We start from the raw sequence: 14,838 nt of genomic DNA on the forward strand, positions 1-14,838 counted from the left end.
CGGGAAGGTAAATGTCCACCAGACCTTGAGCACAGGCAGATTAAGTATAAAAATAACGTGATTGAATGTGATCATGGCAAGCTAAAGCGGATCATCAGGGCCACATTAGGATTCAAATCTATGAAGACGGCTTATGCCACAATTAAAGGTATTGAAGTCATGCGTGCACTACGTAAAGGACAAGCATCGTCATTTTATTATGGTCAGCCTCAGGGTGAAGTGTGTCTAATCAACAGGGTTTTCGGTCTCTAAGTACTTTTTAAAGGGAACATCATCGACTCAAATCTCTATTTGCAACAGTGCCTAATTAAATCCCTTACAATTCAAATTTTTCAGCAACAACTTATCTTTGTTAAAATAGTATTAATTTATTTTTTTTAGGACAAACCTTAACAAAATTACAAATTTGTAATTTGGTTGTCATTTAGGTGTATATATCTAGGAATTAGTATATGAAGAAATTATTTTTTGGTCCAAGATATGATTAGATTCAATAATATATATATGAAGATTGTTTTAGTTATTTTTACTATAGTTTTTTCAACCAGTAGTTTTGCTGATGGGGGACTTCGTTTCTTAGAGAAAAATTTAGAAATAATTAACAATGAAAAAAGCAAAGGGTGTGAAGAGAATTAATTCAAAATTATAATGAAGCACATATAACTAGGAAAACTAAAAATTAGTTATTTTTAGTATGGTGTAACTAAGATTAATTAATTTTTTTAAATCGAATGATAAATATATTTATTGTTTTTAATTTATTCTTTACCATTTTCAAATTTTTAAATAATCCGAAAAGACTATTTTAAACTTTAGGGTTACATATGCTCCTATACATAGGCAGGAATAAATATGCAACTTAGTATATTTGCAACAATAGTACTGGAAAGATTCATGTAATAATGCTTAAAACTCTCTAATTAGTTAGGGAGGCATTGGAATTGGAGAAAAAAGTAAAGTGCCCACTAGCAAATGTGGTTATTGGAGGAATTATCTCATCAACCCTTCTTATGTTGGTTTTATTACCAATATTGTCCCGGTGGATAAATGAAAAGAAAGCTTCTTGACCAATTATAGTAAGCAATTTTTAGCAGAAATATTGAGGCTTACTCAAGTCTCTCAGCTAATCGTAAATAGAATAAGGAAACTATTGTATGTCAGAAGATCATTCTCAGAGCCACGCGGCTGTTACTGAAGAGAATAGTAAGAAGCTAATATTTACTGTAGGTTTGACCACTACGTTTTAATCGTAGAAATTATAACCGTTTTTATTACTCAAAGTTTAACTTTTGTGATTATCTAAAAACACATAGCGGTCGAATGGCCATATTAACTGACTTAAAATCAGTCGCATACTTTAATGTAGCGGTTCTGATAGCACAAAAGTTCGCAGCATGAAAACGGAACCGGCATAATTGATTTATAGTGAACCCATACACTAAGCATAATGATTTAGAGGACGATAATCCCAATGAAAAAATTCCTTTTAGGAGCTGTTGCCGCATCTGTTTTGGCCTTTTCAGGCAATGCTATGGCCAATTTTGTGGCAGGTCAGGACTATCAGGTGGTTGCAAAACCAGTCAAAGTCGAAAAACCGGGCAGAATTGAGGTACGTGAATTCTTCTGGTACGGCTGTGGTCACTGTTTCGCGCTTGAACCACATATGCAGGGCTGGTTGAAAAAATTACCAAAAGATGTACGTTTTGTACGTACGCCGGCTGCAATGAATCCACTCTGGGAGCAGGCAGCGCGTGCTTATTATGTGTCTGAAGCATTGGGTGTGCGTCAAAAAGCACATTTACAATTATTCCATGATATTCATGATAAGCAACGTCCAATTTTAGAACAGGCGCAATTGGCCAAGTTCTATACCCGCTATGGTATTCCTGAAGCGAAATTTAACAGCACTTATAAATCTTTCCCGATCACTTCGAAAATTGCCCAAGCCAAAAATCTGGCTGCTCAGTATCAGTTAAGTGGTGTTCCGGCAGTGACCGTGAATGGTAAATATATTGTGCAGGGTAATGATGCCAAAGTCATTCAGGTGGTGAATTACCTGATCGAGAAAGAGCGTAAAGCCAAATAAGACGCGATTGATTATCTCTAAAAAAAACCTGCATCGAATCTGCAGGTTTTTTTATTTAAACTGGAGGAATGGTTATTTACGTCCTGACTGCCGGATCTGGTGTTTCTATCGGCGGGCGATACCAGTGTAAAATTCCTCGGAATAAGAGCTGCATCTGCAACACGCTTTGCGCTTTAAAGTAATGAATTTTCCTTTCTATTTCAACACGCAGAATTGCCGAGGCGCCCCGACGCTCTACAACAAACAAATTCTAATCTAAGATTTACATAAATAGACTGATAAAGTTTAAAAGGAATAAATATTAATTTAAACAACATGGAAATTCTTGTTAATTTCAACAGAAATATGAACAATCTCTTCATGAATTGACAAAGCTTTACGAACTACCTCTGCTGTTAAGGAGTCATTAACTGTATTTAGGGATAAAATACATGAAAATTTACTTCTACCTACTTTCCAGACATGCAGATCAGTAATCGTAATTTGGTTATCTAATTCCTCTACAACTTCCTGAATCTCCTTTACTACAGGATGTTCCATCTCTGCATCAAGCAATGTTTTACCTGTTTCTCTAATCAATCCCCAAGACCATTGTGCTACAAGCACTGCACCTACGATCCCTAGAATTGCATCTAAAAATCCCATCCAAAATACTTCCCTGCGAAAAGTGCAATAATCGCTAATACAGAAGTTACTGCATCTGCTACTACATGAAGAAAAGCGGCTTTCTGGTTTAAGTCATGGTCATCATGAGAGTGATGATGGTGGTGGTGACCATTTTCACGTAGTAACCAGGCACAAATAAAATTAACGATCAAGCCAACAATCGCAATTGAAATTGCCTCGTTGTAGTGAATATTCACAGGATTGAATAAACGTTCTATCGATTGAACACCCATGAATACAGCAACAACCATCAATAAAATGGCACTCGAATATCCAGCTAAGATTTCTATCTTCCATGTACCGAAACAGAATCTCTGATCACGAGCATATTTTCGAGCCATTTTATAGGCAAAATAAGCTAAGCCCAATGCCAACATATGAGAACTCATATGCCATCCATCAGCCAATAAAGCCATGGAATTAAAGAACCATCCTCCAAAAATTTCAAACACCATCATTACACCAGTGAGGATGGTTGCGATTAAAATTTTCTTTTGTGCTAAAGGATTTCCTTCGTCAAATTGATGCGAATGGTCACTTTTAACATTATTTAGATATTACATTTTATTGCACCACAATTAATACTCCCCCATAGTATATGTTCTTGAGGTTGAATAGTATGTCTCACTTAAATCAGAACAAAAAAATTTTAAATCGGATTAGACGAATTCAAGGTCAAACTAATGCCCTTGAACAGAATATTTTAAATTCTGAAAATTCTTGTATTGAGGTATTACAGCTAGTTGCAGCAATTAAAGGTGCGATAAATGGCTTAATGAATGAGTTAATAGAACTTCATCTTAGAGAACATGTACTCGGTGATACTGAGAAAATAAAGGAAAAAGAACTGAATGAATTTTTAGCTTTAGTTAAACGCTACTTATAACTTTAAAGCACAGTCTTTTAAATAAAAAAACTGTGTGCGCACCTATTAATGACAGTGGTAATCACCAGTTTTACTGTTGGTATGACAACCCTGTGAGTTCGTTCCCCCAGAATGAGCATTCGCATAGGTAAATGACATGCCTATAAAGCATATTAATAAAATTCTTTTCATCTTAATCCCTCTCAAATAATTAGAATATCAACTGTATGATATTTAATAAAAGCCAACATGGCTTAGACTATTTCCAAATATATAAAGTAAAGCCAACAAAACTTTAAATGTATATAAAAAATGGTTAAATAATTGCAAGGGGGGCTTTAAAACGTTTTAATCGTAAAGCATTTCCTAGTACAAATATTGACGAGAGAGCCATTGCACCAGCAGCAAATACAGGAGAAAGTAGCAGTCCAAATTGCGGATAAAGTACACCTGCTGCAATAGGAATCAGAGCTGCATTGTAAACAAATGCCCAAAATAAATTTTCACGAATATTGGTTATAGTCGCTTTGCTTAAAGCGATAGCATTTGGCACTCCTTTCAGGTTGCCAGACATCAAAACCACATCAGCAGCTTCAATAGCTACGTCTGTACCTGTACCTATTGCTAAACCAATATCTGCTTCTGCAAGTGCAGGGGCATCATTAATGCCATCTCCAACATATGCGAGTTTACCATATTGATTTTTTAATTTTTTAACGGCCTCTATTTTACCTTCTGGTAAGACTTCTGCAATAACCTCATCAATACCTAGTTTTTTTGCAATCGCTTGAGCTGTATGACGGTTATCACCTGTAATCATGGCAACCTTTAAACCTAACTGATGTAACGCTTCAATTGCAGCAAATGTTGATTCTTTAATTGGATCTGCTACAGCAATAATGGCAGCAAGTTTCTGGTCAATCGCAACATAGAGAGGGGTTTTTCCTTCTTCTCCCAAACGATCCAAAAATTGAGAAAAAACATTAGGATTCAAACCTAGTTTTTCCATATATCGATCTGCACCAATATGAACCAAATGTTCAGACACCGTTGCTTCTATTCCATAGCCCGTGACTGACTTGAAATCAGCAACAGGAGACAGGATTAATTCCTTATCTATAGCGGCTTGTACAATTGCTCGAGCAATAGGATGCTCAGACTTTGATTCAACGGCTGCCATAAGTGAAAGTACGGCATTGTATTCAAACCCTTCTAAGACATGCAGATCGGTTAAAATTGGTTTCCCTTCAGTCAGGGTCCCTGTTTTATCAACAGCAACCACTTTAGTTTCTTTGAGCAGCTGCAAAGCTTCCCCTTTACGGAATAAAACACCCATTTCAGCACCACGCCCAGTTCCCACCATGATTGATGTAGGCGTTGCAAGTCCCATTGCACAAGGACATGCAATAATGAGTACCGCAACTGCATTAACTAAGCTAAACGTTAGGGCTGGCTCAGGGCCGAAGATAAACCAAGTAATAAAAGTTAAAAGAGAGAGACCCATTACTACAGGTACAAACCACATGGTAATTTTATCAACCAATGCCTGAATAGGCAGCTTGGAACCCTGTGCCTGTTCAACCATTCGGATGATTTGAGAAAGCACTGATGAACTACCAACAGAGGTGGCTTTGATATTTAAGCTGCCACTTTGGTTAATTGTTCCTCCTACCACAGTAGAGCCTATCGTTTTTTCAACGGGCATAGGCTCGCCAGTAATCATGGATTCATCAATAAAACTTTGGCCGTGAATAACTTCACCATCGACAGGGATACGCTCGCCTGGTCTAATCTCTACAATCGTTCCTGTTTGAACTTCGGCAATCGGAACTTCTATCACCTGATTATTGAGCTGTATTCTGGCAACTTTAGGCTGCATTCCAACTAGATGTTGAATTGCTAAAGACGTTCGGCCTTTTGCCTTGGCTTCAAAAAATCTACCTAATAGAATTAAAGTGATAATAACCGCTGCAGCTTCATAATAAACATTGACCGTGCCTTGTGGCAGGACACTTGGAAAGAAAGTAGCAACCACTGAATAAAGATAAGCAGCCAATGTTCCTACAGCCACCAAGGAATTCATGTCTGGTGCTAAGCGGAATAAACTTGGGATGCCCTTTTTGAAGAAGCGTCGGCCTGGAAAAATTAATGCTACTGTGGTCAAGAAAAATTGCATTAACCAGCTATTTTGTTGGCCAATGTTATCCATCATAAACGTATGAAAGGCGGGAATCAGGTGTGATCCCATTTCTAAAATAAAAACGGGTAGAGTCAATAAGACTGACAAAATTAAATCTTTTTTAAGTTTTTCTAATTCAATATTCTTTTTATCTTGAAAGCTTTCCGTAGTTTGATGAACTGACTTTGCTTCAAACCCTGCTTTGGTGACAGCCTGAATTAACGAGTCACGAGTGACAGATGAGCTTGCCTGAATAGTCGCTTTTTCAGTAGCCAGATTTACATGAGCCGACTCAACTCCTTCAACAGATTTTAAAGCCTTTTCTACTCGACCTACACAAGAAGCACATGACATACCCTCTATCGTAAGCTCTATCGGTTGCAATACTTCCACTTCGTAGCCTGCTTTTTCTACGGCTTTAATTAAAGTAGCGCGATCAAGTGGTTGATGCGCATAAATGACTGCTTTTTCGGTAGCCAGATTTACATGAGCCGATTCAACACCCTCAACAGATTTTAAAGCTTTTTCCACACGGCCTACACAAGAAGCACATGTCATCCCCTCAATCTCTAATGTTTCACTGTAGTGTGGCGTATCAGTCATTTCGGTACTCATATACGATCTCTATCATTTAGATATGCTGAGTTCTATATGCGAAGATCAGCTCGAACCAAGATAATTGGGAATTCAGGCAGCACTTTTATTGCAAGCAAGTACAGATTTTATCTGTACGATGAGAAAAACAAGAGTAAGTAAAGTGATAAGGGATTACCACTTTACTCTAACAGAGATTAAGCAGGCTCAGCTGTAAATCCACGATCACCGAGAGTGGCAATGACTTTATCCTGACTAACCGTTGTGTTGATTTCAACGATACGGTTTTGTAAATCAATATCGAGTGATGCATTCGAGTCGAGCTCTTTAATTGCAGTAGTAATGCCTCGTGCACAACCACCACAAGTCATATTAGCGATGTGAAATTTCATATGTTGCTCCTTTTTAACAAAACATTTGTTTAAACCATTAGAACAGTAACTCTAAACTTTCACCATACAACCAGCCTTTCTCTGAATCAGTTACTTGCTGTAACTTGGTCTGTTTACATCCATAGTTTTCATCAGAGTATTCTAAAGCATAGCGTTCTAATGACTACAGTAAAAGTACTTAACCAACATTAACGTGACTTAAAAATGACATTTTTGTCATCTACGATCACTTTGAAATTTATAAGATAGTTATTTCAATCAATAGTAGTGAACTGAATAGATGAGACTCTTATGGATTGAAGCTAAAAACCGGTGACTACCTTTAATATATAAATGCCTTATGATGCGATTTTACTGTTCTGATTGTCGTAAGCTGGCAGTCCAGTAGAAACTTTATTGCTCAGCTACAAAAGATAAAAGTACTAATGTTAAATTTCCTCAATAACCTTATTTTGAAATTCTCTTATTCAATACCCACGACAGTGGTTATATAGCCTGTTGTTAATAGAATTGATAGACCTAATAACATCTCAAATAAAATGGCATGACTAAGGTGTTTAGCAAATTTAGGATGTTGAAGATGCGGGGTGAAATACCATTTGTTGAAGGCAGCTAAAAGTAGAATACCTATAACAAAAAACATTTTAACCATGAAACCATAGCCATATGCAGTATTGATTAAGGTATTAAAATCTTTAATTAAAAGAAGAGCTACACTAGCGCCACAGGCGATTAATATCCCAACAATGAAAGCAGCAATACGTCCAAATACATGCATGCGATCTTTTAAAGGTAAACCACTTATTTCCCGGCTGGTTTTCCATAACGGATATAAAGACCCCATCCATAACGACATAACTAGAATATGGATTGATAATAAAATTTGAGCAAGTAAGGTTAAATTAGCGACATGTCCGAGCTGGGAAAAACTAAAAATAATCGGGATAAGTAAAATACAAAATATTGAACTTTCAATTATAGAAAACTGACCTTTGTTCCTGTTAACTTTAACCACCATGAGAAGAAGTAAAAGAGCAAAACTAATAGAACGAAGAACGTATATATACCCCGTCGGAGTATTAACCAATATATTAATATACGTGGGGTCCACCATCCCTGTAATACCAGTATTGGCAAAACTACCAATCAGAATAAAAAATCCCAAGGTACTGGAAATTAGGCCTAATCCAGCGCCAATTGTAATATATTTAAGAATCGATTCTTTTAGTTCAAGATATTGTCTAAGTAAAAAATAGCAAAAGGCTCCACCAACGACAAAAGCTAAACTTAAATATAAAATAACCTTAGTTAACCAAGTGGCCCACATCCAATATTCAGAAATCATTATTTTTGTCCATTCTAGAACAACATGCCAGCACCTCACTGACATGTTGAAAGGTAATCAATTCTTATTTAGTTGATTTGATAGTGAAACTATATTCACCATTCATGTTGTGGCCATCTTTCCCCATTGTTGTCCAGACAACGGTATATTTACCTTTTTTCAGTTTCGGAAGAGCGACATCAAAGGATTTCTTTAAGTCATGCGTAACTTCATATTTTAAAGGAACATCTCTTCGCTGAGCATCCAGTAACTTAATATTCATCAACATAACCTCTGCACCAAAGTTAAGGGTCAAGTTCTTTGGTTGACTAAGGACAGATGCATTTTCCGCAGGAATCGCACTCACTAAACTCACATGAGCGAACGTAGTTGTAGTAGCCACAATCATCGTTGCAGCTACTACAACATTACGTAGAGCAGTCATTTTATTTTGAAATAATTTCATTTACGTTTCCTCTTGATTCGTTAGTTCATTAGAGATGACTTTATAAAATCTATATTTAATGAGACCACATCATCTCCTCTTATATTTCAATTATTAGTGAGAGACAGAAACAGAGCGATGACTTCAAAATTACATTTTTGTCATTTTTAAAATTTAAAATCTTTAACTATTAAAATAATCTTATTGAAAAATAATGATCATTTAACAAACAAATTATGTAGGTGGTTGATTTATGAAATGTAGTAATCATTTTGTCTAAGAAAATAGTAGCTATTTAATTTTTTATATTTTAGTTTAAATATAAACATGTTATGTTTAATTTGATCTAATATAAATTTGTGGGCTAAGCACATGACTCAAACACGTCCAAGAATGACCAAATTATTTGAACAGCTTGGTTTAGCTTCTACTGAAGAAGCAATTGCAAAATTCATAGAGAGCCATCAGCTAGCTGGAGATGTTTTTTTAACACAAGCAATTTTTTGGACTGATGCTCAACGTCATTTTTTAGAAGAAAAACTACACTCTGATGGTGAATGGACGACAGTGATTGATCAATTAAATGAGTCTTTACATGAAAATTCAGTAAAATAATTTTCCGTTAGTATTAAGGATCTACATTCTTCCCTGCATTGAATACAACTCATTCATACAGTAGTACTGTTTTGGAGATGGAATCTCTATTATATAAGTAGTAGATTCCTTACTCTGAAATTTGGATTATAAACCCTAATATTAAAAATAATCTTCTTTACCTTCTATCTAATAAATATACCAATAAGTTTAATAATTAAATTATCCACCCTTTTTTCTATAAAAAACTATTTTGATCAACTGTATTTTTTCTTTAAAGGAATAACAGTGTAAATTACATTAAGAATGTGTCTCTAACTAGCCTTGGAGTCATCTAATCATTTCATTTTTATTTTTTTAAGCACATAAAATCATAACAACTTTAATAGTTTTAAAAGATTAATATTAAATAAAATTTTTGTCATCTCAGCATAGACTATATATTTCGAGAAGATCTCAAAATTACATTTTTGTCATTTTTAAAAATAATTAATTAATAGTGCTAAAATTTTTAAGAGAGACAGAGAATAACCAAAAATTTCATCAGTTTAGTAGTCAAATTCCTAGACTCTGTTCAGTACTAAAACATAGCTTTTACTTCCAAATTATTTAAAGGAAAAAATTATGATGAAATTCAAAAACATTTTTTTGGGCTTATGTATCGCAGCCGCGTCATTGAATACATTTGCACAGCAATCCGATGAACACAAAGATCACCACCCTGAAAAAACAGCACCATCTGCAGTAACAATTAAGCAAACAGTTACCAGCACCACTGCTACAGATAAAATGGCTGCAATGGATCAACACATGAAGGCGATGCAAGCCATGCATGAGAAGATGATGGCTGCAAAAACCCCACAAGAACGTCAGAAACTTATGGCTGAGCACATGAAACTCATGCAAGGAGGTATGAGTATGATGAAACAGATGGGCAGCCAAAGCATGAATGCAAATATGGCTGACCGTCAGCAGATGATGGAAAAACGTATGGACATGATGCAATCCATGATGCAGATGATGATGGACTGTATGCCTCCGTCAGCAACTAAATAGTTACCCATGAATTAGGGGAAAGCACCATGAATCACCAACACCAAGAAAATAATTCAGTACCTAACTTCTGGTCTACACGTTATGCCATTGGTCTAATCGTGCTGGGTGGTATCGCAGCTTATTTTCTATTAACGGAACATTTAGCCCACGTTATCGGTGCTTTGCCTTATTTATTCCTTTTAGCGTGTCCACTGATGCATATTTTTATGCATGGTGGTCATGGGCATAACCACTCGCAGCAAAAAAAATCCGATATATCTGATAACAAAAAATAGCTCTTATCAGGAGATCCATCATGAATCATGCGGAATCGGCTTATGGTTTATGGACGCTGGTTATCATTAACTCAGCAGTTTTTATCATGTTCGCTTTCAGTTTTTTTAGACCTTCCACTGCGCGCGATTGGCGTACATTTGGGGCCTTTTCGGCTTTTATCATTGCTCTATTTGTCGAAATGTATGGTTTTCCTTTAACCATTTACCTGTTATCTGGTTGGCTTCAAACTCGCTTCCCTCAACTTGACTTACTTTCTCATAATGCAGGTCACTTGTGGTCAACGCTATTAGGTGAAAAAGGTGATCCACATTTTGGCATTTTGCATATCGCCAGTTACGTTTTCTTGGGCTATGGATTTTACCTGTTATCAACGTCATGGCACGTGCTGTACAACGCGCAACGTCAGCATTCTTTAGCGATCACAGGCCCTTATGCACGTATACGTCACCCACAATACGTGGCTTTTGTGATGATCTTGCTGGGTTTTTTATTGCAATGGCCAACTTTACTGACACTGATTATGTTTCCAATCCTACTCTTAATGTACAGCCGCTTGGCAATTAAGGAAGAGGCTGAAATGAGTAAACAGTTTGGCGCTGTCTATGACAGCTATGCTCAACAGACTCCGAGATTTATTCCAAAATTCGGCCATAAAACCACTTTTCCATAAGAGAATTATTTATGTCAGATCAAAAAAATCATAACCAGGACCATATGGCACAGGCTACAACAGACGTACTGAAAGACCCAGTCTGTGGTATGACCGTCACTGAAGAATCGAAATACCATGAGGAATTTAAGGGGAAAACTTACTTTTTTTGCAGTGATAAATGTCAATCAAAGTTTCATAGCAGCCCGGTGCAATATATCGCTAAACCCGCAACGACGACTGCCGATGCACATACACAGCATCATCAGACTACTCAATCCGTTAATGATGCAAGCACAACAGGCACGACCATCTATACTTGCCCAATGCATCCAGAAATTAGACAGGATCATCCTGGAAACTGTCCTAAATGCGGAATGACACTGGAACCACTCATTCCCGAGTTAGAGGAAGATGAGAATCCTGAGTTACGTGATTTCCGTCGACGCTTCTGGTGGACACTGCCACTCACCATAGTCGTGACTTTTTTGGCAATGTTTGGCCATCAACTGAACCTGTTCGACATGGCAGTTCAGAGCTGGATTGAATTAGTGTTGTCACTCCCGATTGTACTGTGGGCAGGTTGGCCATTTTTTTCCCGTGGTTGGCAATCGGTTGTGAATCGCAGCCCAAACATGTGGACCCTGATCGGTCTAGGTACAGGGGCTGCTTTTATTTACAGTGTGGTTGCGACCATTGCACCACAAATCTTTCCAGACTCATTTATCTCCATGGGTCGTGTCGCTGTTTACTTTGAAGCTTCAGCGGTCATCATTTCTTTGACCCTACTGGGGCAAATACTGGAATTAAAAGCACGTTCGCAAACTTCTGCTGCAATTAAGTCACTCCTCGGACTTGCTCCTAAAACAGCTCGCCGAATCCTGCCCGATGGAACTGAGGAAGATGTTCCTCTGACTCATGTCCATGTAGGAGATTTACTCAGAATTCGCCCAGGTGAAAAAGTTCCTGTGGATGGTGTAGTCACTGAAGGAAGCAGTTCAGTAGATGAATCAATGCTGACAGGCGAACCTTTACCAATCACTAAACGCGTCGGCGACAAAGTCATTGGAGCTACCCTGAATACCAATGGTTCATTGATCATGCGTTCAGAGAAAATTGGTTCAAGCACCATGTTGGCTCAGATCGTACAGATGGTGGCGCAAGCTCAACGCTCGAGAGCACCCATGCAACGTATGGCTGATCAGGTAGCAGGTTGGTTCGTAATGGCTGTAGTGGCTATTGCCTTACTTACCTTCTTTGGATGGGGACTGTTCGGCCCAGAAGAGTCGAGCTGGGTTTATGCATTAATCAATGCTGTGGCAGTACTGATTATTGCCTGTCCTTGCGCACTGGGCTTGGCAACCCCAATGTCTATCATGGTTGCGACGGGTCAAGGTGCCACCCATGGTGTGCTATTCCGTGATGCGGCGGCCATTGAGAATCTGCGCAAGATTGACACACTAATCATCGATAAAACAGGTACGTTGACTGAAGGACGCCCTGCATTCGACCGTGTAGTAGCTGCAGCAGGGTTCGAGGAATCTGAAGTATTACGTCTGGCCGCTAGCCTGGATCAAGGCAGTGAACATCCGCTAGCTGATGCGATTGTAAATGCAGCACACGAACGTGGCCTGTCTCTTGAAACACCAGACAATTTTGAATCAGGCTCTGGGATCGGTGTTCGAGGTCAAGTGGGCGATCGTCAGTTAGCTTTGGGCAACACGGCACTGATGGAACAATTGGGTATCTCCGTACAATCTCTGATTCCGCAAGCCGAAGAGCTGCGTTCGGAAGGGGCAAGTGTCATGCATCTAGCCATCAATGGTGAATTGGCCGGCCTGCTTGCAGTATCTGATCCCATCAAAAAAAGTACTCCTGAAGCTCTTACCACCCTGAAGGAAGCTGGACTACGTATCGTAATGGCAACAGGAGATGGTCTCACCACTGCCCGTTCAGTCGGAGCACGTCTGGGAATCGATGAGATACATGGTGAAGTCAAACCCGCAGATAAACTCGAACTTGTCAGCAAATTGCAGAAGCAAGGTCGCATCGTGGCAATGGCCGGCGATGGAATCAATGATGCACCTGCACTAGCCAAGGCTGATGTCGGTATCGCTATGGGTACCGGGACTGATGTCGCAATGAATAGTGCTCAAGTTACCCTGGTCAAGGGAGATTTACGCGGTATCTCGGTTGCCCGTTCACTCTCGGAAGCTACTGTCAGCAACATGAAACAGAACCTCATGTTTGCTTTCCTTTACAATGCCTTGGGTATCCCAATAGCAGCTGGCGTACTCTACCCATTTACAGGTTGGTTGTTGTCACCCATGATTGCGGCCTTGGCCATGAGTTTTAGCTCCGCTTCAGTGATCACGAATGCCCTTCGCCTGCGACATAAAAAGCTATGATAGAGAGTCCTTTTCTTCCACCAGATGTATCAGGCCTAGTTGCAGCACTTGCCATCGGCCTGCTCATTGGTTTAGAACGAGGATGGAATGATCGTGAACTGCCAGAAGGCAGCCGAGTAGCAGGCCTACGTACCTTCACATTGACAGGATTACTCGGAGGAGTGCTGGGTCATCTACAGCCAAACTTTGGGCCTTGGCCACTAGTCGCAGCCGTATTAGGGCTTTCCCTTTTACTTACGGTATCCTACGCGCGTACCGCAAAAATTTCCGGTAATTTAAGCGCTACCACGACGATCGCGATGCTGTTGACATTAGTTCTAGGTGCATATGCATCCCATGGTAATGTTACTTTAGCATTAACAGCGGCTGTCATCGTGGCTGTATTTTTGGATCTCAAGCCAACCTTACATGGTTGGTTACGCTTGATCGAACATCGTGAATTAACCGCATCTCTACAGTTACTGGTACTTTCTGTCGTTATATTACCTTACTTACCCAATACGGGTATGGGACCTTTTGCTGCATTAAATCCTTACCAGTTATGGTGGGCAGTGATCCTGATTGCCGGACTCTCTCTGGCAGGTCATTTTGCCATGCGGCTCACCGGTTCAAAAAGAGGCATACTCTGGACAGGTCTATTGGGTGGTTTGGCATCTTCTACAGCTGCAACTGTCGCACTGGCACGCTATACACGCCAGCACCCCGTCATGGTCAGTGCTGCTATTTCTGGAACATTGGCTGCCTGTGGCATCATGTTTTTTCGTATGGCTGTACTGATAGGCGTCATTGAACCCGCACTTCTAAGCACTTTTGGTGGTGCAATGATGATTGCGGGAATCCTTTTGCTGGGTATGGCACTGTGGAGACAACGCCAAATTACCAGCGCTGAAAACAACGATCGAACAATAGAAGCAATGGCTCCTTTTGATCTTGGGACAGCATTCAGCTTCGCTGCTTTCCTTTCTGTCATGGCAGTCTTGGTTCCGGCAGCAAAACAATGGTTGGGCACCAGCGGCATCTTCGTACTATCGACTATTTCCGGGCTAGCAGACGTAGATGCTATTTTAGTCTCACTTGCCCGCCTGCATAGTACTGAAGGCTTAACAACAAATGTGGCTGCTGTCGCGCTAGGGCTGGCCACACTGAGCAACATGTTAAGCAAAGCGACAATTGCATGGATGACAGGGGGGGCACAGTTTGGCCGAGCCATCATAATTGGCTACACAATTGCCATGATAGGTGCTGGCGTAGCTCTGGCTCTCAGTTTGAGCTTTATGTAAGGTCAACTCGGGTAAATGGAGGAT

General features: G+C 39.3%; 14 protein-coding genes and 2 pseudogenes. 10 read left to right on the forward strand and 6 right to left on the reverse strand.

Features of this window, described 5'->3' with window-relative positions; genetic code table 11:
* From GVV58_RS13170 to GVV58_RS13175, 3 genes and pseudogenes are all read left to right on the forward strand, one after another.
* A partial coding sequence (locus tag GVV58_RS13170) for a DDE-type integrase/transposase/recombinase (RefSeq protein ID WP_159138935.1) occupies nucleotides 1-252 on the forward strand: 252 nt, incomplete at its 5' end.
* Nucleotides 253-1,154: 902 nt separating this feature from the next.
* Nucleotides 1,155-1,285: pseudogene (locus GVV58_RS15780) on the forward strand (cation transporter); the annotation flags it as partial.
* A gap of 186 nt (nucleotides 1,286-1,471) precedes the next feature.
* Nucleotides 1,472-2,086, forward strand: a complete 615-nt coding sequence (locus tag GVV58_RS13175) for a thiol:disulfide interchange protein DsbA/DsbL (protein ID WP_004281236.1) — start codon at nucleotides 1,472-1,474, stop codon at nucleotides 2,084-2,086.
* 306 nt (nucleotides 2,087-2,392) lie between these two features.
* Here GVV58_RS13175 and dmeF read toward each other — a convergent pair.
* Nucleotides 2,393-3,315, reverse strand: a pseudogene (gene dmeF, locus GVV58_RS13180) (CDF family Co(II)/Ni(II) efflux transporter DmeF).
* Nucleotides 3,316-3,371: 56 nt separating this feature from the next.
* Between dmeF and GVV58_RS13185 the strand changes: the two are divergent.
* The gene (locus tag GVV58_RS13185) at nucleotides 3,372-3,638 is read left to right on the forward strand and encodes a metal/formaldehyde-sensitive transcriptional repressor (protein ID WP_159516729.1); all 267 of its coding nucleotides are present in this window, start codon (nucleotides 3,372-3,374) and stop codon (nucleotides 3,636-3,638) included.
* Nucleotides 3,639-3,683: 45 nt separating this feature from the next.
* Here the strand turns inward: GVV58_RS13185 and GVV58_RS15785 are convergent, their stop codons facing one another.
* The 5 genes from GVV58_RS15785 to GVV58_RS13210 form a co-directional block, all read right to left on the reverse strand.
* Nucleotides 3,684-3,809 (reverse strand): YHYH domain-containing protein, encoded by a 126-nt coding sequence (locus tag GVV58_RS15785; protein ID WP_094148905.1) that lies wholly within the window; start codon nucleotides 3,807-3,809, stop codon nucleotides 3,684-3,686.
* A 124-nt stretch (nucleotides 3,810-3,933) separates the two neighbouring features.
* Nucleotides 3,934-6,411: a heavy metal translocating P-type ATPase gene (locus tag GVV58_RS13195; protein ID WP_159516730.1), complete on the reverse strand. Its 2,478-nt coding sequence runs from the start codon at nucleotides 6,409-6,411 to the stop codon at nucleotides 3,934-3,936.
* 176 nt (nucleotides 6,412-6,587) lie between these two features.
* A complete protein-coding gene (locus tag GVV58_RS13200; RefSeq protein WP_004679365.1) occupies nucleotides 6,588-6,782 on the reverse strand; it encodes a heavy-metal-associated domain-containing protein in 195 nt (64 codons plus the stop codon).
* Nucleotides 6,783-7,245: 463 nt separating this feature from the next.
* The gene (locus GVV58_RS13205) at nucleotides 7,246-8,127 is read right to left on the reverse strand and encodes a CopD family protein (RefSeq protein ID WP_159516731.1); all 882 of its coding nucleotides are present in this window, start codon (nucleotides 8,125-8,127) and stop codon (nucleotides 7,246-7,248) included.
* Between the two features lie 64 nt (nucleotides 8,128-8,191).
* Nucleotides 8,192-8,572: a copper resistance protein CopC gene (locus tag GVV58_RS13210; RefSeq protein WP_159516732.1), complete on the reverse strand. Its 381-nt coding sequence runs from the start codon at nucleotides 8,570-8,572 to the stop codon at nucleotides 8,192-8,194.
* A gap of 351 nt (nucleotides 8,573-8,923) precedes the next feature.
* Between GVV58_RS13210 and GVV58_RS13215 the strand changes: the two genes are divergently transcribed.
* From GVV58_RS13215 to GVV58_RS13240, 6 genes are all read left to right on the forward strand, one after another.
* A complete protein-coding gene (locus tag GVV58_RS13215; RefSeq protein ID WP_004281876.1) occupies nucleotides 8,924-9,166 on the forward strand; it encodes a DUF2789 family protein in 243 nt (80 codons plus the stop codon).
* 603 nt (nucleotides 9,167-9,769) lie between these two features.
* Entirely contained in the window at nucleotides 9,770-10,201 is a 432-nt protein-coding gene (locus tag GVV58_RS13220; RefSeq protein ID WP_004695737.1) for a hypothetical protein, read from the forward strand.
* Nucleotides 10,202-10,227: 26 nt separating this feature from the next.
* Entirely contained in the window at nucleotides 10,228-10,476 is a 249-nt protein-coding gene (locus GVV58_RS13225; protein ID WP_004695740.1) for a DUF2933 domain-containing protein, read from the forward strand.
* 20 nt (nucleotides 10,477-10,496) lie between these two features.
* A complete protein-coding gene (locus GVV58_RS13230; protein ID WP_004663997.1) occupies nucleotides 10,497-11,147 on the forward strand; it encodes an isoprenylcysteine carboxylmethyltransferase family protein in 651 nt (216 codons plus the stop codon).
* Between the two features lie 11 nt (nucleotides 11,148-11,158).
* The gene (locus tag GVV58_RS13235; RefSeq protein ID WP_159516733.1) at nucleotides 11,159-13,534 is read left to right on the forward strand and encodes a heavy metal translocating P-type ATPase; all 2,376 of its coding nucleotides are present in this window, start codon (nucleotides 11,159-11,161) and stop codon (nucleotides 13,532-13,534) included.
* A complete protein-coding gene (locus GVV58_RS13240) occupies nucleotides 13,531-14,814 on the forward strand; it encodes an MgtC/SapB family protein (protein WP_159516734.1) in 1,284 nt (427 codons plus the stop codon). The genes GVV58_RS13235 and GVV58_RS13240 overlap by 4 nt, the downstream gene beginning before the upstream one ends.
* The last annotated feature ends 24 nt before the right edge of the window (nucleotides 14,815-14,838 follow it).

It is taken from the genome of Acinetobacter sp. 18QD2AZ41W, assembly GCF_009829025.1.
In the GTDB taxonomy this organism is placed as follows: Bacteria; Pseudomonadota; Gammaproteobacteria; order Pseudomonadales; family Moraxellaceae; genus Acinetobacter; species Acinetobacter pseudolwoffii.

Coding starts and splice junctions, on each gene's coding strand:
- GVV58_RS13175 (WP_004281236.1), top strand. CDS start 1,472: ATGAAAAAATTCCTTTTAGGAGCTGTTGCCGCATCTGTTTTGGCCTTT.
- GVV58_RS13185 (WP_159516729.1), top strand. CDS start 3,372: ATGTCTCACTTAAATCAGAACAAAAAAATTTTAAATCGGATTAGACGA.
- GVV58_RS15785 (WP_094148905.1), bottom strand. CDS start 3,809: ATGAAAAGAATTTTATTAATATGCTTTATAGGCATGTCATTTACCTAT.
- GVV58_RS13195 (WP_159516730.1), bottom strand. CDS start 6,411: ATGAGTACCGAAATGACTGATACGCCACACTACAGTGAAACATTAGAG.
- GVV58_RS13200 (WP_004679365.1), bottom strand. CDS start 6,782: ATGAAATTTCACATCGCTAATATGACTTGTGGTGGTTGTGCACGAGGC.
- GVV58_RS13205 (WP_159516731.1), bottom strand. CDS start 8,127: ATGATTTCTGAATATTGGATGTGGGCCACTTGGTTAACTAAGGTTATT.
- GVV58_RS13210 (WP_159516732.1), bottom strand. CDS start 8,572: ATGAAATTATTTCAAAATAAAATGACTGCTCTACGTAATGTTGTAGTA.
- GVV58_RS13215 (WP_004281876.1), top strand. CDS start 8,924: ATGACTCAAACACGTCCAAGAATGACCAAATTATTTGAACAGCTTGGT.
- GVV58_RS13220 (WP_004695737.1), top strand. CDS start 9,770: ATGATGAAATTCAAAAACATTTTTTTGGGCTTATGTATCGCAGCCGCG.
- GVV58_RS13225 (WP_004695740.1), top strand. CDS start 10,228: ATGAATCACCAACACCAAGAAAATAATTCAGTACCTAACTTCTGGTCT.
- GVV58_RS13230 (WP_004663997.1), top strand. CDS start 10,497: ATGAATCATGCGGAATCGGCTTATGGTTTATGGACGCTGGTTATCATT.
- GVV58_RS13235 (WP_159516733.1), top strand. CDS start 11,159: ATGTCAGATCAAAAAAATCATAACCAGGACCATATGGCACAGGCTACA.
- GVV58_RS13240 (WP_159516734.1), top strand. CDS start 13,531: ATGATAGAGAGTCCTTTTCTTCCACCAGATGTATCAGGCCTAGTTGCA.